Annotated in this window: 21 protein-coding genes; 2 read left to right on the top strand and 19 right to left on the bottom strand. The window is 50.5% G+C overall.

Annotated elements, in window-relative coordinates:
• Positions 1–3: 3 nt before the first annotated feature.
• Both HP435_RS06230 and HP435_RS06225 read left to right on the top strand, forming a co-directional pair.
• Positions 4–810 carry an ABC transporter permease gene (locus HP435_RS06230; RefSeq protein WP_122962794.1) on the top strand — a complete coding sequence of 269 codons (807 nt, stop codon included), beginning with the start codon at positions 4–6 and terminating at the stop codon, positions 808–810.
• A 4-nt stretch (positions 811–814) separates the two neighbouring features.
• Complete coding sequence (locus HP435_RS06225; protein ID WP_122962793.1) at positions 815–1,540, top strand: ABC transporter ATP-binding protein; 726 nt, start codon at positions 815–817, stop codon at positions 1,538–1,540.
• 118 nt (positions 1,541–1,658) lie between these two features.
• Here HP435_RS06225 and HP435_RS06220 read toward each other — a convergent pair whose 3' ends face one another.
• The 19 genes from HP435_RS06220 to HP435_RS06130 all read right to left on the bottom strand — a co-directional run bounded on the left by HP435_RS06220 (position 1,659) and on the right by HP435_RS06130 (position 18,439).
• Entirely contained in the window at positions 1,659–2,384 is a 726-nt protein-coding gene (locus HP435_RS06220; RefSeq protein WP_122962792.1) for a nucleotidyltransferase family protein, read from the bottom strand.
• Between the two features lie 12 nt (positions 2,385–2,396).
• Positions 2,397–3,902: a dGTP triphosphohydrolase gene (dgt, locus tag HP435_RS06215; protein ID WP_173596029.1), complete on the bottom strand. Its 1,506-nt coding sequence runs from the start codon at positions 3,900–3,902 to the stop codon at positions 2,397–2,399.
• 149 nt (positions 3,903–4,051) lie between these two features.
• Positions 4,052–4,969 carry a response regulator gene (locus HP435_RS06210; protein ID WP_122962790.1) on the bottom strand — a complete coding sequence of 306 codons (918 nt, stop codon included), beginning with the start codon at positions 4,967–4,969 and terminating at the stop codon, positions 4,052–4,054.
• 3 nt (positions 4,970–4,972) lie between these two features.
• The gene (locus HP435_RS06205) at positions 4,973–6,241 is read right to left on the bottom strand and encodes a sensor histidine kinase (protein WP_173598472.1); all 1,269 of its coding nucleotides are present in this window, start codon (positions 6,239–6,241) and stop codon (positions 4,973–4,975) included.
• A gap of 80 nt (positions 6,242–6,321) precedes the next feature.
• Positions 6,322–6,972 carry an amino acid ABC transporter permease gene (locus tag HP435_RS06200; RefSeq protein WP_122962788.1) on the bottom strand — a complete coding sequence of 217 codons (651 nt, stop codon included), beginning with the start codon at positions 6,970–6,972 and terminating at the stop codon, positions 6,322–6,324.
• 13 nt (positions 6,973–6,985) lie between these two features.
• The gene (locus tag HP435_RS06195; RefSeq protein ID WP_063228395.1) at positions 6,986–7,639 is read right to left on the bottom strand and encodes an amino acid ABC transporter permease; all 654 of its coding nucleotides are present in this window, start codon (positions 7,637–7,639) and stop codon (positions 6,986–6,988) included.
• Positions 7,640–7,722: 83 nt separating this feature from the next.
• Positions 7,723–8,577 (bottom strand): glutamate ABC transporter substrate-binding protein, encoded by an 855-nt coding sequence (locus tag HP435_RS06190; RefSeq protein ID WP_122962787.1) that lies wholly within the window; start codon positions 8,575–8,577, stop codon positions 7,723–7,725.
• Between the two features lie 33 nt (positions 8,578–8,610).
• Positions 8,611–9,339 carry an amino acid ABC transporter ATP-binding protein gene (locus tag HP435_RS06185; protein ID WP_122962786.1) on the bottom strand — a complete coding sequence of 243 codons (729 nt, stop codon included), beginning with the start codon at positions 9,337–9,339 and terminating at the stop codon, positions 8,611–8,613.
• Positions 9,340–9,531: 192 nt separating this feature from the next.
• Positions 9,532–10,050, bottom strand: a complete 519-nt coding sequence (locus HP435_RS06180) for a DUF2179 domain-containing protein (protein WP_122962785.1) — start codon at positions 10,048–10,050, stop codon at positions 9,532–9,534.
• A gap of 174 nt (positions 10,051–10,224) precedes the next feature.
• Positions 10,225–11,151 (bottom strand): ADP-ribosylglycohydrolase family protein, encoded by a 927-nt coding sequence (locus HP435_RS06175; protein WP_173598473.1) that lies wholly within the window; start codon positions 11,149–11,151, stop codon positions 10,225–10,227.
• A gap of 78 nt (positions 11,152–11,229) precedes the next feature.
• Positions 11,230–11,427 carry a hypothetical protein gene (locus tag HP435_RS06170; protein ID WP_122962783.1) on the bottom strand — a complete coding sequence of 66 codons (198 nt, stop codon included), beginning with the start codon at positions 11,425–11,427 and terminating at the stop codon, positions 11,230–11,232.
• A 114-nt stretch (positions 11,428–11,541) separates the two neighbouring features.
• Positions 11,542–11,832 carry a DUF3817 domain-containing protein gene (locus tag HP435_RS06165; protein ID WP_122962782.1) on the bottom strand — a complete coding sequence of 97 codons (291 nt, stop codon included), beginning with the start codon at positions 11,830–11,832 and terminating at the stop codon, positions 11,542–11,544.
• Positions 11,833–11,926: 94 nt separating this feature from the next.
• On the bottom strand, positions 11,927–12,448 hold the full coding sequence (locus HP435_RS06160) for a PadR family transcriptional regulator (RefSeq protein ID WP_063228400.1): 522 nt from the start codon (positions 12,446–12,448) through the stop codon (positions 11,927–11,929).
• Between the two features lie 13 nt (positions 12,449–12,461).
• Complete coding sequence (locus tag HP435_RS06155; RefSeq protein WP_122962781.1) at positions 12,462–13,985, bottom strand: MDR family MFS transporter; 1,524 nt, start codon at positions 13,983–13,985, stop codon at positions 12,462–12,464.
• 167 nt (positions 13,986–14,152) lie between these two features.
• Entirely contained in the window at positions 14,153–14,722 is a 570-nt protein-coding gene (locus HP435_RS06150; protein WP_173598474.1) for an FAD-dependent oxidoreductase, read from the bottom strand.
• Between the two features lie 160 nt (positions 14,723–14,882).
• The gene (locus HP435_RS06145; RefSeq protein WP_122962779.1) at positions 14,883–15,407 is read right to left on the bottom strand and encodes a GNAT family N-acetyltransferase; all 525 of its coding nucleotides are present in this window, start codon (positions 15,405–15,407) and stop codon (positions 14,883–14,885) included.
• Between the two features lie 137 nt (positions 15,408–15,544).
• Positions 15,545–15,862, bottom strand: a complete 318-nt coding sequence (gene cyoD / locus HP435_RS06140; protein WP_063228404.1) for a cytochrome o ubiquinol oxidase subunit IV — start codon at positions 15,860–15,862, stop codon at positions 15,545–15,547.
• A gap of 1 nt (position 15,863) precedes the next feature.
• Entirely contained in the window at positions 15,864–16,466 is a 603-nt protein-coding gene (gene cyoC / locus HP435_RS06135; protein WP_173596270.1) for a cytochrome o ubiquinol oxidase subunit III, read from the bottom strand.
• 2 nt (positions 16,467–16,468) lie between these two features.
• Entirely contained in the window at positions 16,469–18,439 is a 1,971-nt protein-coding gene (locus HP435_RS06130; RefSeq protein ID WP_063228406.1) for a cbb3-type cytochrome c oxidase subunit I, read from the bottom strand.
• Between the last annotated feature and the right edge of the window lie 11 nt (positions 18,440–18,450).

Raw genomic sequence — 18,450 nt, 5'->3', positions numbered from 1 at the left:
GCCTTGCACATCAATCTGATTGCGAAAAGGGAAGTGAAGGTAGGTTTCCGCAATCCATGGGCCTACTCTTTCATGGCTCTGTTTTCCCTGTTTAGCCTGGGGCTGCTGGTGATCCAGTCGCAGTCCTACATGAAAGGCTACACGTATACGACAGGCACCATGCTCAATCTGATTTTGTATTTGCTGCCGCTGATGACGATGCTCCTCTCCTCTTTCTCCCTGACTGCGGAGAAAGAGGAAGGTAGCTGGCAACTGCTCTCGACCTACGCGATGACGACCTCGTCGTTTCTCATCGGCAAATACGTCGGCCAGGCGCTCGTCCTGATTGCCATCGTCAGCTTTGGCTACGGCATCTCCGGGGTGGCTGGACTTTTGCTCGGCAAAAGCTTTGCCTTTTCCACCCTGCTGTTCCTGCTCGTCTTCTCGATTTGTCTGATCCTTTTATTTTTAGGAATCGCCATGCTGATTGGCGCTCTGTGCCGGAATCGCTGGCAAGCTTTGACCATGGGCGTCAGCATCTGGTTTTTCTACATCTTGGCCTGGCCGACGCTGTTGATTTCCTTGCTCAGCTTCGTGCCGTACACATGGATCAAGCCCTTGCTGCAAATCGTGACTTTTTTCAATCCAGCTGAATTTGTCCGCGTCTATTCTGTGACCCGGCTTGGCGGCGGTGCCATTTTCGGGCCGGAATACTACAAGTGGATTTACTGGATCGACTCGGCGCTCGGCGACGTTTGCTTCGTCGCACTCTGTCTGCTGTGGATTAGCGCTACGCTGTTTATCGCTACCCGGGCATGGGAAAGGAGATAACACGATGCAAACATTCGGCCTTACCGTCGATCAGGTAAGCAAGACGATCAACGACAAAACGATTGTCCATCCTTTCAGCCTGCGCATCGAGCCTGGCGAAGTGGTCGCTCTGTGCGGCGGAAACGGAGCGGGAAAAAGCACGATCCTGCGCATGCTGGTAGGCATTCTCCGTCCCACTACAGGCACGATTCAGCTCAACGGCATGAGCTGGGAGGAGCAGCGCGTCGACTATTTGCAGCAGATTGGCTACATGCCTGATCATTTCTCCTTCACGGCTGGTCTGACTGCACGCGAGACATTGGAGTTTTACGCAGCGTTGCGCAATCGGACCGCAGAAGATGCCGACAGGATGCTGAAAGCCGTCGGTCTGCACGATGCCCGCAACAAGCGCGTTTCGCATTTTTCCAAAGGCATGCAGCAACGCCTGCTGTTCGCCCAGGCGATCCTGGCAAAACCGGCCTTGGTCGTCCTGGACGAGCCGACAAACGGCCTCGACCCTTACTGGATGGACGCCTTCGTCGATCTCGTGCGCGAGCTGCGCCTGGCGGGACAGTCGGTCATCTTCTCCACTCACCAGCTTCAAGTAGCTGACGCCGTGGCTGACCGCGCGATTTTCCTCATGAACGGACAAATCGTCCGCGACGACACGATTGATCAGTACCAGGAGCAGTACGGCAATGTCGGGCTGTACGGTGCGTTCGCGGAGCTGGTGTCTCGGGCGCATTCATAGCCAAAGAAGAACATACAGTCAGACATGATAGTGACACCGCTGTTCATTCGCAGCTATCGTCCAAACGCAAGAAGCCAGTCAACGGTTGATCCCGCCGACTGACTTCTTTTTTTTCAGGCTAAGCTTTAACATGCGATAACAGTTGCGAATAATCATCGTACGATAGCTGACTTCCATCCCCATAATGCTTTCGTTCTGCCTCGACAAGTCTCTCTTGCGGATTGTCAGCGGTAGCAGCCCACTCCCTGATATAATTCCTTAACCGATCGGAAAACTGCAATCCGCGTGTCTTGTGAATCTTCCAAGCGCGAACAACATTAACCTCTGGAGTAGGGTTTTTCCATACGACCTCATCATCAAGCAAAATATCAAGCACTCTGCTATTTATCGCTTCCATGAAATAAGTGCAATCAAGGTTCTGCCATTGCAAATGAAAACTTACTGCATCGAAATTGAAAAAGACCCCTTTAGATATATTCTCAAAGTTCGGCGCTAATAAGCGTTCGCGAAAAGCCCAATTGCTTTGGATTCCCCATATGTCGAATTCAATGCCGTCAACCTTAAGCTTATATCCCCCGAACCGATTTTGTTTATAGGAAAAGCTGGAAAAAGCTTCTGCAAACCTCGTATCGGGAGCATCCACAATTATGTCATAATCCCGTGGTGTTCTGCTCTCAGCCAGATCCCGTACAGCCCCACCAATCAAAATCAAATTACCGTAGGAGCTAAGGTCATGTAGCAAGCGGTCTACTTGTGGGCTGACTTCTCTTAACAGTTCAATCCTTTTTAGGATCATGCCTGTCTGATTGTAGTCTTCGTGAGCGCATCTCCATGCACTGCCCATAAGTAGCCCTCCTTACAATTTGATGCCTGATAGCTTTTGATACAATTCTAACGCATAAGTGTCAGTCATGCCACAAACAAAATCCGTCACTAGCAATAACCGATCATACAAACTTGGCTGTTTATCAACTTGCAGCGAAAAGGGGTAGCGCTGCATGAGATAGCGATAATTATCAGAGATCAGCATGAAATTCTTGCCTTTTTCGGAGTAGGCAAATTCATCATTGATTTTGAAAATATTCTTCTCCAGTTCAGCTAGCTGGTAGATGCTATCTGTACTCACTGAGCAAACGAATATTTCCAGCAATCCGCGAATCACCTTTCCCCCTACCAACTCGCGTGTAATAATGTCCCGATTCGGAAAAATATAATTCTCTGCAAGCGCTCGGAAAGCTTCCCGAACCTTCGCTGCTGACGAATTTTCCAAAATCTCCTCATCAAAGTCGCCGTTCAAGATGCGGTCATGCAATTTGAGGAAGCTTTCCACTACTCCATGAATCATGGCTCCCTGCGCCTTAATCCGCAGCTTTTGCACCGCATTGTCTAAACGGTCTGAACGCCGCTCCTCTGTATTTTGTTTAAAGTCACTTACAAAGGAATCGAGAAGCTTTCTATCGTCTTCTGTTTTGAAAAATTCTGCGAACACATCTGTAATGATCGAATAGTCCAATACTTTCTTTTTGCACCCATCTTCAATATCCGCTGCTGAGTAGGCAATATCATCGGCCGCCTCCAACAAAAACGTGACAGGATGGCGTTTATCCATAATTCCGGTATATTGGCGAACTAGCTCAAAACGTTCCTGCTCCGAAGTCATGTATCCAAATTTTTTGTAAGAAACGCCGAGATCTTGTGCTTTGCGCTCTGCTCTGCTTTTGTTCCCTTCCAACGAAGAACGGGGATATTTCAAAATGCTTGCCAAAGAAGCGGCGCTTAGATTGTAGCTATATTCATCCACTAATCCATTCAGCTTGGTCAACAGGCGGAACGATTGCGCATTTCCTTCAAAGTGTTCAAAATCAGCCTGCATCTGCTTTGCATACTGCGAATTCCCCTCAGCCAGTTGCCTGAGATTTTTTTCGTTTTCAAACCAATCCCGAAAGAAAGTTTGAATCGCTGCTTCCCCAAAATGACCAAATGGCGGATTACCCAAATCATGCACAAGACCAGCAACGGCCAATAGCGCGCTCAGTTTTCCAACAGACTCCTCTTTAAATGCCTGCGGTTTTCGTTTCGAAAGATACTTTTCCACACTGATGCCCAGTGATCGACCAATTGTCGCCACTTCATGAGAATGCGTTAAGCGAGTGCGCACAAAGTCACTGTTATCAAGAGGGAAAACTTGCGCTTTATCTTGTAATCTGCGAACTGCTGAGCTAATAATCAATCGGCTATAATCATCATCAAAGTCATTTCGCAAATCGTATTCATTATCCTTTGTGCGATCTTTTACCTGTCGATCTCGCAAGCGAACTCCGCTCAATAGTTGTTCCCACTGCATTAATGTGCTGTTCTGCATCTACTCATCCCTCCCTTCTCTATTTTACTACACAAAAACGCATTATTTGGTATTTTTGTCTCTTTATACAAACAAAAAATATTACTTTTTTCCTAAAAACCAACTAGAGTTACCTACTCTTCCGTTCGTTTGTTCTTATCCTCGCTTACTCAAATCGCCTTCGCTTCCATATAAAAAACAGATAAAAACTTTTTCACGCTGATGCGGCATTTTGTCGTCTTTTCTCCGGCTTCCAGCTCCTGCATCCGTTGGCGAATTTCCTGGAAGTCAAACAAGCGCGGGGCAAAATGCTCAAAAGTCGGGTTCGCGTAATCCGTCAAACCGAGCGAGGACAAATGCGTAAACGCTTGCAACACCATGCGGCGAATCCGCTGCTCCATCGCCCGTACCTCTTTGGTCAACGCCTGCTCGTCGAGGCTGCCGTGCAACTTGAGCAAAATTTGCGTGTACAGCTCCTTCAGCTGCAAATCCCGCAGTTTGTCCACTTCCCGATCGTTTTGCGCAAGCCAGCCCATGATGACGAGCAAATCGTGCGCCCCCGCCTCGCTTGCGATCCCGAGCTGCAACAACAGTTGTCTCGCTTTTTGCGCCAAGCCCTCCTCGTCGGAGGAATGAGCTTTCAGCCCGCCCGTCGGCTGCTCTTTTCCTTTGACATCAAGAATTTGCAACGACTTGCGGATAGATTGCAAAGAGGCTTCCAGCGTCAAGTAATCAGACACCCTTTTGAGCACTGCGATGACCTCCAGGCGGTTGATCGGCTTCTGGATAAACGTATCAATCCCCTGCAAATAAGCCTCTCCGATCATCTCCTTGTTCTCCACCTGAGAAACCATGATGAACCGGCCCGCGAACCCTTCCGCTTGCAACTTCTTGATCGTCTGGATGCCATCCAGCCCAGGCATGAGCAAATCGATCAGGACGACATCTACTCCGTAAAGCTGATCGATGGAGACACAGTTGCCATCGCTTGCCTGGCCGACGATCTCGCCCAGGCCGCTGTCCGCTATGATTCGCTCCAGCATGCGCCGCACTACGGCATCGTCTTCAATCAAAAAGAAACGTATCATCGGTTATCCTCCCTCCCCTCTCAGCAATTGATGAGTCGGAATCCGCACTTCAAAATGAGTCCACTCTCCCAGATCGCGCAAAATGTGCAACTGTCCCTGCAAGCTCTGCACGATGCCTCTAGCATGTGTCAGGCCAATCCCGGTGGATGCGTTGCCCTGCGCGTCGTATTTCGTCGTATAGCCCGGTTCAAACACCCACTCCCGTTCATCCTGCGAGATTCCCGGCCCGGTGTCCAGCACCTGAAAGACGATTTGCCGCCCTTCCAGTCTGACGTTCAATTCAATTTTACCCGATCCGTCGATTGCTTCTACGGCATTCGCCACCAAATTGTTCAGCACAGACAACAGCGCATAAATTTGATTGGTCGCCAGGCTGACCTGACAGCTCCAGGCAAATTCGATTTCTTTTCCGAGCATCTCCGCATACTTCTGATTCGCTCGCATCACCAGCTCGCACAATTCGCCGACAGGCATCTGGGGAGCCAGTCCCTCCTGATTGATCAGCTTGGAAATACCTGCGAGAATGCGCTGCGAGTCTTTTTTTACCTCGTGCACATGCTCGGCAATCGTCAAAGCCGTAGGAGATTCGGCATGCTGCGACGTCAGCAGCCGCCTGTACAACCGATAGCTTTCACGGGTGATGTCCTCCAGTTGCGTCATCGATTTGCGCAAGTAAAACGCCTCTTCGTAAAGCTCGGTATTGATCATCCGCAGCCGTTCCAGCTCTTGCTGGCGCACCTCGCCTACCGCCCGAATTTGCCGGATCGAGACGCTGTTGTACAGACCGACAGCGAAAAAGCTGCGCAATACGCCGAAGAACAAGAGCATGAAAGAGCCTTGCCACGTAAGCGGCGGAAAACCGTTCAAAAACTCGCGCACCTGCAATTCGACCAGATTGGAAGCAAAGTCGACAGAAGCTCCAATCAGCCCCATTTTCAGCGGAAATTCCACGTAGTTTCTTGCCCGCAGCACCCGGAACAAAATGGCAAAGCTGAAATAGTAGAACGCAGAGGGAAGGTGATCATACACGCTTTCCAGCCACGGGCCATAGCCCATGAGCATGTCCATGCCGACCCGAAAGCCGAGGATGAACGTTCCGGTTAAAAAGCCTGTCGTGATCACAGGTACGGAAGAAAACCAGAGCAGACCGAAAGAAAAAGCAGCAATCCCCAGCGAGAAGCGAAACGATCCTCCAAGCGGATTGACCTTCATCTCTCCGAAAAAGGCCGTTGCCAGCATAATAATCATGAGGACCAACAGGCGCTCGCGCATAGATTCCCCCCTTTCCTACGCAAAAAGATCTCCCATTCCTATTTTACTAAGAACTGGAGATCCGAACAGATGCTTTTGCATCAGGCGTGTTTGTTTTCAAGTCGTTTGGACACGATCGACAAGGCGTAATTGACGACGAAGTACATGACCGCTACCAGCAGGAAGGTCGGGATCACGTAGTTGACGTTGCGCCCGTTGATGATTTGCGCGTGGTTCATCAGCTCTGGCAGGGCGATTACGACGGCGAGCGACGTGTCTTTCAGCAGCGAGATGAACTGGCTGACGATCGGCGGAACCATCCTTCGCAAAGCTTGCGGCAAAATGATGTGCCACAGCGTTTGCACGTAGGTAAGGCCCGATGAACGCGCAGCCTCAATTTGCCCTTTTTCCACCGATTTTAAACCGCTGCGCACGATCTCCGAGAGCATCGCCGCTTCAAAGATGACCAGTGCAAGGACAGCTGCATAAAACTTGTCGAGCTTGATGCCGACTTCCGGCAAAGCAAAGTACGTGAAAAATATAATCAACAAGAGCGGCAGGTTGCGGATCAGCTCGACGACTGTAGCCAGAGCTTGGGAAACACCGGGAATATTGGCGTAGCGCAGAACCCCGACGACGATCGCGATCGCAAAGCTGAACACAATCGCTAAAAAGGCAACTTGCAAAGTAAGCCAGAAACCTTCGAGCAGGAAGGTCAAATGACTGGGCGCGTATGCTCCGATAAAGTCCATGTTTTCCCCTCCCTTAGCGGCTTCCAGCCAAGCGTCGCTCCCAATAGCTGACGAGCATGCTCAACGGAAGTGTCAAAATCAAATAAAAGATGGCGACAAAAATGTAAACGTCAAACGTCACGAATGTGTCGGCAGAGATCAAATCCCCGAAGTACATCAGATCAAGACCCGCGATAACGCCAAGCACCGAGGAATTTTTCACCAGGTTGATAAACTGGTTGCCCATCGGCGGAATGACGACCTTGATCGCTTGCGGCAAAATGATGTAGCGCATCGCCTGTCCGTACGTAAGTCCCGAGGAACGGGCTGCTTCCATTTGTCCTTTTGGTACAGCCAAAATTCCGGCGCGGATAGTCTCCGCAATGAATGCTGCGGTGTACACCGTCAGTCCAAGCGTCCCGGCTACGAATGGCGCCAGCAAAATGCCCATGGCAGGCAGACCGACAAAGAACAGAAACACGACGAGAATCAGCGGAATGTTGCGGACGAACTCCACGTAAGCCGTTCCGATCCAATTGAGCGGGCGAATCGGCGAAATCCGAAAAATCGCAAAAAGCGTTCCCAAAACAAAGCTCCCGACGAGAGCGAGCAGGCTGGCTTGCACCGTGTTCCAGAAGCCTTCGAGGTACATATCCCAATGATCAAACAAGATGGAAAAATCGATCATAGCTGTAGCGATCCCCCTAGTCGTAAGAAAATAAGGGAATGAGCGGCGAAGTGAACCGCTCATCCGTCATGGAGTAGAACCGCTTATTTTTTTGGTTTTTCCCCGATCCATTTTTCATAAATCTTGTCGTATTCGCCGTTTTCCTTCATTTCTTTCAGCAGGTCGTTGACGGCTTTGACAAACTCGGCGTCGCCTTTGTTGATCGCGATACCGTACGGCTCTTCGGTGAACGTTTCTTCTGTTACACGGTAGTTCGGATCTTGCTTCGCCATTCCGTACAGGAGAGCGTTATCGGTAGTGAGCGCATCGCCTTGTCCAGCCTTGAGCGCTGTGAAGGCTTCTGCGTAGTTTTCAAATTCGAGCACTTCTACATCAGGCGCGCTGGCGCGAATGTTTTTCGCAGAAGTGGAGCCTTTGGCTGTCAGCACTTTCATCCCTTTTTGCAGGTCTTTGAGTCCGTTGATCGGGCTGTCTTTTTTCACGAGCAAAGACTGTCCAGCCAGGAAGTACACATCGGAGAAGTCTACTTCTTTTTTGCGGTCCTCGGTAATGGTCATCGTCGCGATAATTGCGTCAATTTCCCCGTTTTTCAGCATCGGGATGCGCGTTTTGGAGGTTACTTCCTTCAACTCGATTTTGTTTTCGTCGCCGAGCACTTTTTTCGCAATCGCTTTGGCGATATCGATGTCGAAGCCTTCTACGTTGCCGGACGCCGGATCTTTCAAACCGAACAGGTTCAGGTCGTACTTGACGCCGACGACAAACTTGTCTCTTTCTTTGATTTTTGCCAATGTTCCGGTACCAGCTGCCGCACCAGCGCCAGTCGAAGCGGTTCCTCCCTCCGACTTGGCCCCGCCACAGCCTGCCAAAGCAGTTGCGCTAAGCATCAAGACAAGACCCATTCCTGCGATTTTTTTCCAGACGTTTTTTGTTTTCATTTGATTACCCCTCATCTCTTTTTATGTGAATGGCTAGTGATTCAAAATTCGGCTCAGGAACAGACGCGCACGCTCTTCACGCGGACTTGCGAAAAATTCCTGCGGTGTCGCTTCTTCCAAAATCGTTCCCTGGTCCATGAACACGATGCGATCGGCCACCTCGCGGGCAAAGCCCATTTCGTGCGTGACAACGACCATCGTCATCCCTTCTTTTGCAAGCGTCTTCATGACGTCCAGCACTTCCCCGATCGTCTCGGGATCGAGCGCTGAGGTCGGCTCGTCGAACAGCATGATTTTCGGACGCATCGCCAGTCCACGGGCAATCGCTACGCGCTGCTGCTGCCCGCCGGAGAGCTGGGTCGGGAATTTTTCCGCCTTTTCCGGAATCCCTACCTTCTCCAAGTAATAGAGCGCCGTTTCTTCTGCTTCCTGTTTGGAGACACCCAATACTTTGATCGGCGCAAGCGTGATGTTTTCCAGAACAGTCTTGTGCGGATACAGGTTGAAGTGCTGGAACACCATGCCGATATCGCGGCGCAGCTTGTTGATGTCGGTATTTTTGTCGTTTACTTTTACGCCGTCCACCAAAAGCTCTCCGCTTGTAACCGTTTCCAATCTGTTGATGCAACGAACCATCGTACTCTTCCCCGAACCGGACGGGCCGATGACGACGACAACCTCTCCCTGGTTGATATGCAGGTCGATGTTTTTCAAGACGTGGAAGCTTCCGTAATGTTTGTTGACTTGATGAAAACTGATCAACCAGATCCCCCCTTGCTCTCTTTCATAGTTTGTATCGTAAAGGCGAACTACCCGAATCTACAGAAAAATACAAATCAATTTTATTTCTCTTTATAATTTTCTAAATTGTGAACGGAATTTAAGCACAAAAAAGGCCAGTTGCCCCCATGCCTGCCCGGCACAAAAGTCAACTGGCTTCGTTTTTGGATCGCCTTATCCCCGCAGACGGTTCACCCAGAAACCGCCCTTCAAGTGTTTTGGCTCAAAAGAAATGACAAAAGCTTTAGGCGCGATCTGCTGAATGAGCTGCCACAGTTTTTTTTCGTTGCTGCGCTTGGTCAGCACTTGCATCATGAGCCGATGCCCATCGCGGCCTTCCGCTACCCAGGAAGTGACGCCAAAGCCATGTTCCCGCAGCTTCACCGGAACGTCCAGATCGACAGAATCGACCACCACCTGGAGCGTCACATAGCCCAGGGCCAAATATTCCTCGATCTTGCTGCCGATGTACACGCCCATTCCCCACCCGATACAGTAAGCGGCGAGATTGACCGGATTGTCCAGGTTATCCAGAACAATCGCCAGTCCTTTCAAATACACGAACACTTCCACCATCGCCAGGAGCGAAGCCAACACGCGGTACCCTTTGATCACCATCAACAGTCTCAACGTAAAAAAAGACACGTACAAAATGTTAATCCCGATGATGATCCACACAAACTCGAAGCCCATTTCTCCCCTACCCCCACCCAGACCGGGTCATTGCTGTTTTCCAATCACGTCTCGAATATAAACGATGTGCCGTGCAAAATCTAGCTGGAAAAGGACGCTTAAAATTTTCCAGCGAGCCGCCTTTCACCAACAGCCCAAAACAGCTTAATGACCAAAAGAATTGGGTAGATTTGCTCAGTTCGCCCGCCGATCCAGCAGCTTGTCAGCCATCTGCTCGATCAGCTCGCGCTTGGCCAGCAAATCGAGCATTCGCTTGGGCAGTGCCTCGACTCCGTAGTAGGCTCCTGCCAATTGACCGTAAACAGCCCCGGTCGTATCCGCGTCATCACCGAGATTGACAGCGCGCAACAAGCCCGCCTCAAATGTGTCTGTCGTGCAAAAAGCCCACAGCGCTGCTTCCAGCGACTCTACCACGTACCCTGATCCTTTGATTTCCGTCTCTGCTTTGCCTTTGTACGAACCAAGAGCGACGCGGGCAATGCCGGGATCAAGCGGTTCCTCTGCCCACAAATTCTCGACAGGCGAATAGGCTCCCGCCAGCAATTGATCTTTTGGCACGCCCTGCAAAGCTCCCAGCAACAGCGCACCCAAAAACCGGCAGCCATCTACCGCTTGGGCTGCCGCATGCGTCGTGCGCGAGCTTTGGGCGCACATGTCGATGGCTTGCCTCGGCTCGCCTGCGAAAAAGAGCGCTACAGGAGCCAGCCGCATGATCGAACCGTTTCCAGCCGTCCTCGGGTCTGTCGATCCGCTGTATGGCTGTCCTGTCTGTTCATACCGCCACAGCGCTTCCTTTGTCGCATTGCCGATGTCAAAACAGTGATCCTTGCAGCTCATGTACCCTTTGCGATACCAGGCCAAGTAACGGTTCATTTGATCCTCTGGATCGAACCTCCCCGTCTCGCTCAGGCTCTCCGCCAGGCACAGTGCCATGGAAGTATCATCCGTCCATTGACCCGGCTGCAAATCAAACGGCCCTCCGCCGATCATTTCCGTAAGCGGCTCAAACGTGCCTGGCTTGCGAAATTCCAGCGTCGCTCCAAGCGCATCCCCTATTGCCAAACCGAGCAAACTGCCTGCATAACGCTCACGCAGTTCCATAGCCAACACCACCTTTTAACAGAATTATCAATCTATTTATCAGCAGGTCAGAATAGGCTCTTGCCTACCCTACCTCCTTCAGACAAAACATCTGGCAATCACACTCTTGCCGACATGCTGCTCGTCCAGCTCGTCAGACGCCACCTTCTCGTCGCTTTGCGTGAAGGTAATAATCTGCGGCATTACCAGCTTGTACCGATTCTCCATCACGGTTTCCAGCACATACTGCCCTTCGTTATCCCACAAAAGAACACCTGCCAAAATCCTGGTCTCCACACAGATCCTCCCCCGTCGTGGTAAATATAGACAACCCACCTACGATTGAACTTATCTGCTGGTGCAGCAAAGACGGGTACGATGACCCGCCTTTCCTCTGCGCTCTTTGTTGTTTTATTGCTCTTTTTTCAATCGTGCATCCAGAACAAAATTGCCGAACGGCAACAGAGACGCGATAAACGCCACGATTACCTTCAAAATGGACCATCTGTCCTTAAATGTAACATGAGCCAAGGCCAAAATATAGAGGACAAAAAACAAGCCATGCAATGAGCCTGCGACTTTTACTGCGTCCGGAAAATCGAGGTAGTACTTGAGCGGCATCGCAATCAACAGCAACACCAGATACGAAATTCCTTCAATAATGCCGATAACGCGAAAACGTCCGAGTGCGGTATTCATCATGGGCGGATACCATCCTTGCTTGTAATTATCATCATTATAAACGAAAAACTATCTAAATGATGAGAATTGTCCATTGTTCATAATAAATTCAAAATCAGCGGCCCCATGATTGTTCGCGAATGCGTTCCATCCAGCGCACCTCGGCATGCAAATGCTCGATCGCCCCAATCAGGATCGTCTTCGCCCCCCAATTCAGCTGCTGCTGCTCCATGATCGATTCGAGCAAGGCAGCGAGCCGTTGCACCTCCTGGATGTTCACGGCCAAAGCTTCCCCCATTTTTGCGGGATCGCCATGAGAGGCGAAGGTCAGAGCTGTATAAATCGGATTGGTGAGTTGCATCGGCTTGCGCATTTCCTGCAAAAGCAGCTCCTGAAACTCCGCCTCCCCTGTTTTGGTGATGCGATACATTGTCTTATCCGGGCGGTTAGACTCGCGAATGACTTGCGTAATCTCGATCATCCCACCCTTTTCAAGCTGATTGATGGCGTAGTAGAGTGAGCCTTTGGCGTATTTGACGTAGCAATCGATTCCTCGCGTCTTCACCTGCTGCTGGATTTCATACGGGTGCTTTTCCCCTTCCATCAGCAGCCCTAAAATAAGCAATTTCAAACTCATGGCTACTCCCCTCTTACCCGCGTTCAGGCTTGGCTTGCGGAGCCTTTTTTCCCGACGTTACCACTCGCTCATTGCCCATCAGCAAAATACAGACGACCGCGAGTAGAGCGGGAACAAGCGCCCACAAAAACGTGTGAGCGATGGAAGAAGCAAGAATGTCCGTCATTTTTTCCAGCACGGGAGCCGGAATCGCAGCTCTTGCTTCCGGCGTCAAAATCGCGCGCGGATCGGTGATCGCACCAGCTGCACCTTGACCGGAGAAAGCAGAAGCCATGCCATTTTCAAACTGGTTGCGCTGCAAAATGCCAAACACCGTAATCCCCAGCGTCATGCCGAGCGAACGGGAAAAAGAGTTCGTCGAGCTGGCCGATCCACGTTGACGCATGTCGAAGCCATGAATCGCGGATATCCCGAGAACCGAGAAATTGAACCCGACGCCAAATCCGGTAATCGTCATGAAGATCGTCACCGTAGAGCGAGCCATGTCAGGCGACAAGGTGCTGAGCAGGAACAATCCCGGTACGAAAAAGACCGCTGACAGCAGCATGATGTTGCGGAAGCTCGTTTTCGTCGTGAGAAAACCGCCGACCTGGCTGCCGACAACCGAACCGAGCATCATCGGCGTCAGGAGCAAGCCGGAATTGGATGCAGACCCGCCATATACCCCTTGGATGAAGATCGGCAAATAGACCGTCGTGATGATAAAAGCGGCTCCGTACAGCAGAGCGACTGCATTCGTCGTAGCGAACAATCTGCGTTTAAACATCGCAAACGAAATAATCGGTTCCGAAGCTTTCTTTTCCACAAACAGAAAAATCACGAACAGCAGGAAAAACGCAGTGAACAGTCCGATGATTTGCACGGAGTTCCATGCGTACTGATTGCCGCCAAGCTCCAGGGCAAACATGAGACTGACGACAGCGCCGACAAGCGTGATCGCTCCCCACCAGTCGATGCTTTGCTTGCGGTGCTCAAGCGACTCTCTGTAGTACCTCGCGATAAACCAGAGAGACAGCGCCCCGATTGGCACGTTGATGAAAAAGATCCAGTGCCAGCTGACGTACTCCGTGATGTACGCTCCGAGCAACGGCCCGAACACGCTGGAAGTACCGAAAACCGCACCGAACAGCCCCGTCATTTTCCCGCGCTTTTCCGGCGGGAACACGTCAAAAATGATCGTGAAGGCAATCGGCATCAAAGCGCCTCCGCCGATCCCCTGAATGGCGCGGTAAATGCTCAATTCGATGATGCTGTTTGCCGTTCCGCACAAAATCGAACCCAATAAGAAAACGATCAGGCCAAATATGTAGAAACGCTTGCGCCCGTACATGTCGGAAAGCTTGCCGAAGATCGGCATACCCGCCATCGTCGCGACCATGTAAGCGGATGTTACCCAGACGAATTTGTCCATGCCGCCCATCTCGCCCACAATCGTCGCCATGGCAGTCGCCACGATCGTGTTGTCCATAGACGCGATCAAGAGCCCTAACAAGAGGCCCGCGACGACAAAATTCACTTTGCTTTCTTTGGCGATCATTGCCGTTGTCCTCCCTGATAGTCAAATCAAACTAATATTCCTTATTATATTCAAATTTGACCATTTGTCTGTAAAAAAATATTGAAGAACTCCAACTGGCTTCTCCTTCTCTTCGCGCGATACAAAAACACCTTCTCTCCCAAAAGAGAAGGTGCCTTACTTTTCGCTTAGTTCGTTTTCAACACGTCGTGATCGACATAACGCTCGCCATTCAGCTCGCTGATGACGTTGATCGCAACTTTGGCGCCATCGCCAGAAGTAATGATCGTATGTACGCTCACGCCTGCGCACGTGCCCGCTGCCCAAATGCCGTCGATGTTCGTTTTTCCTTGCGCGTCTACATCTACTATTGTTTTGATTCTTGGCTCCGTGCCATCTTTCGTATTCAAGCCGATTGTTTCCGCGAGAGCTGTGACTGCTCCCGTCGCCAAAATGACGTTCTTCGCTTCGAACGAGCCTTTTTCCGCCGTTTCGACTACCAGTCCTTGCTCGGTTTTCGTCACGTTGGTTACTTGGTCTTCCACCAGCTCTGCTCCGAATTTCGCAGCCTGTTTTTTCCCCGTTTCAATCAGGTCAGGGCCAGAGATTTCCATGATGCCATAGTGGTTTTCCATCCAAGCGCGTTTGGTCATGCTTTTGTCATTGTCAATCAACAGCGTCTTTTTGCCTGCTTTTGCAGCGAAAATCGCTGCGCTGCCTCCCGCTGGACCTGCTCCAATAATCACGATATCAAACAAAGAAATCTCCCCTTTCCAAAATGTGTTACAAGACATAATTATATACTTTGTTTGTGAAAAGAAAAGCCTTCCCTTCTCTGAAAATCTCGCGAAGACGTTCTGCACCCTTCAATAGTATGAAATCTTCGCAGAAAACGATGCACGGCTTTGGCGCAAAACCTTACAGACGAATCCAAAACCGCCGCACGACATTGCCATCCTCTTCGATCACCTCGGATTCAAACACCCCGCCGTTGCCGAGAATCGTTTTTTCCGAACCGATATTGTGACTGTCGCACACGACCAGCACCCGCTCCAGGCCAAGCTCCCTCGTCTTGTCCAGCGCTTGGGCAAGAATTGCCGTCGCGTAGCCTTTGCGTCTTTCGCTGGGCCGGATGCCGTAGCCAATATGTCCCCCGACGTTCAGCAACCGTTCGTTCAGGCGATGGCGAATGTTGACCGCCCCGACGATCTGCTCTTTTCCATCGACCAGCCAGTAAGTAGAGTGCGGCACCCAACCTGCTTGCAAGTTTTCTTCCTTTCCCTCTCGCTCCATGAATGCCAGATAAGTCTCAAAATCATGCGGATCGTGCCCGATCACCCATGGAACGAACGGTTCCCCGCTTTGCTTCCATTCCTCGTAAAAAGCCAAATACTCCTGTTTGCGCTCGACTGACGGCTTGACCAAATACGGCGTCTCCGACATGCTTGTTCTCTCCTTTTTGTCAATAAATTCCGTCTATCTTAGCATGGACATCGCCGCTGGACAAGAAAAAAAGCGTGACACGAGCAGCCAATCGCTCGCATCACGCCTTGTTTGTTTTTGAAAATTACCCTTGCTTCTTAGTACTTGTTGAACATCATGATCCAGATGGAACCTGCGATAATCGTGAACACGATCACAAGTCCGAGAATCAGTGTCTGTACATTGTAGCGCGGCTTTTCTCCCTCACGGATGTGCATGAAGAAGAACAGCTGAACAACGAATTGCAAGATGGCCATCACCAGAATCGTGATTACGAGAGCCGTTTTTTCGAGCATCTGATTCATGACCAGCACCAGCGGGATGATGGTGAGCACAATCGAGAGAACGAAACCGATCACGTAAGACTTCAGCGATCCGTGATCTTGATGACCGCCATGGTTTTGATGTTGTGTCATCTTACATCACCCCCATCAGATAGACGACTGTGAAGAGGAAGATCCACACAACGTCCAGGAAGTGCCAGTACAAGCTCAGGTTGGTAACTTTGCGGCGAGTTACCGCATTAATTCCACGGCGCTTCAGCTGCATCATCAGCGCTACCATCCAGAACAGACCAACGGAAACGTGCAAACCGTGCGTACCGACCAGTGTGAAGAACGCGGACCAGAAGCCGCTAGTAGCCATGGTCGCACCTTCGTGCATCAAATGCGTAAACTCGTTAACCTCCAGCACGACGAACGCAAGACCGAGAACAGCAGTTACAGCGAGCCAGGCGATCAGCTCTTTTACTTTCCCTTTGTTCATCGCCAGTACAGCAAGTCCGCTGGTAAAGCTACTGGTCAACAAGATAAAGGTTGAAGCGATGATCCCAGGCAGTTCAAACAATTCTTTTCCAGTCGGTCCGCCTGCAAAGCTATGCATCATTACCGCATAGGTAGCAAACAGCGTACCGAACAAAATGCAGTCCGTTACAACGAAAATCCAGAAGCCAAGAACCTTGAGTTGCTCATGCTCTTCATGATGGTCATGGCCATGACTATGGTCGTGATGATTAGCCATCATTACAACACCCTCCCCAGTGAAGCCTCCGTGCGACGCACTTCATCCACCGGTACGTAATAATCCGTATCGTATTGGAAGGAGCGTACCCACATGCACACGGCAACTCCAATGAATCCAACTACGGCCATCCATACCCATCCAAAGGTGAATCCAAATCCAATCAGGAACCAGAAGGTCGACATGATAATCGGAATACCCGAGTTTTTCGGCATATGAATTGGTTCCAGATGCACCGGCTCTTCTTTATACGTGCCGTTTGCTTTCGCTTGTTTTGTTGCCCACCAGTCATCCGATTCTTTTACATTCGGAACGACAGCAAAGTTGTAGAACGGTGCTGGAGATGGAATCGACCATTCCAGTGTACGCGCATCCCATGGGTCGCCTGTTGTATCCCGTTCCCCATGCTTGATGCTGTACGTAATTTGCCATACTTGGAAGATGAAACCGATCCCCATCATGAAGGCACCGACAGTCGATACGAGGTTGAGGTCTTCCCAACCGCGATCCCAGCCGTATGTGTAGTAACGGCGTGTCATACCCATGAAGCCAAGCGCGTATTGCGGCATAAAGCAAATATAGAAACCGATATTCCAGAACCAGAAGCCCCAACGTCCGAGCTTTTCATCGAGCTTGAAGCCGAACAGTTTTGGCCACCAGTAGTAAATACCTGCCAGGTAACCGAACACAACCCCACCGATCAACACTTGGTGGAAGTGGGCAATCAGGAAGTAGCTGTTGTGGTACTGGTAGTCTGCCGGAGCCACCGCCAGCATGACACCTGTCGCTCCCCCTACGAGGAAGCAAGGAATGAACGCAATGGTCCACAGCATTGGTTGTTTAAAGGATATCCGACCACGGAACATCGTAAACAGCCAGTTAAATACCTTAACCCCGGTCGGGATCGCAATGACCATCGTCGATATCGCAAAGAACGCGATAACGCTGGCGCTTGTACCCATTGTGAAAAAGTGGTGAGCCCATGTGAAGAAGGACGCGATCGCAATCGCCATCAAAGCCCACACCATGGATTTGTAACCGAAAATGCGTTTGCGCGAGAATGTCGCAACTACTTCAGAGAAAATACCGAATGCTGGTACAACTACGATGTATACCTCTGGGTGACCCCACATCCAGATGAGGTTCAGGTACATCATCGGGTTACCGCCGCCGTCCATCGTGAAGAAGTGAGCACCTGCGAAACGGTCAAGGAACAAAAGTGCGATTGTAATAGTCAAGATTGGGAAAGCAAAGATAATCATGATGCTGGAAGACAATACCGACCAGCTGAACAGCGGCATTTTGGAAAGAGTCATTCCTGGTGCACGCATTTTGAGAATCGTAACGATAAAGTTGATACCTGTTGCCAAACTACCGATACCGGAAATTTGAATACCCCAGATCCAGAAGTTTTGACCAGGTCCCGGACTGAAATCATTTTGTGACAATGGCGGATAAGACAACCAACCAGCGTCCGGGGAGCCCCCGATAACGAACGACAGGTTGAACAGCATCGCGCCAAGGAAGAACAGCCAGAAGCTGAGCGCGTTCAGGAACGGATACGCAACGTCGCGCGCACCGATTTGCAGCGGAACAACCATGTTGAACAAACCAAACATCATCGGCATCGCCATGAACAAAATCATGATCGTACCGTGAGTCGTAAAGATCGCGTTATAGTGATCGGCATGCAGGAATTCCAAATTCGGGAATGCCAGCTGCAAACGCATCAGCAGGGCGTCAACCCCACCGCGGAACAGCATGAGGAGCGATGCAATCAGGTACATGATCCCGATACGTTTATGGTCAACGGTAGTCAGCCATTCGCGCCAGAGCCAACCCCATTTTTTATATTTGGTCAAGACAAACACGATCGCGAGCATTGTCAAAACAATCGATACGTCCGCACCGTAAATCAGTGGGTCACCAGTTACAAAGAACGTGGATGCAAAATCCTTAATGTCCTCCCACACGTGGTATTCCT

Source organism: Brevibacillus sp. HD3.3A, assembly GCF_013284375.2.
Classification (GTDB): Bacteria; Bacillota; Bacilli; order Brevibacillales; family Brevibacillaceae; genus Brevibacillus; species Brevibacillus parabrevis.
Note: the sequence above shows the minus strand (reverse complement) of the source record. Positions and strands in the feature narration are given on the sequence as shown.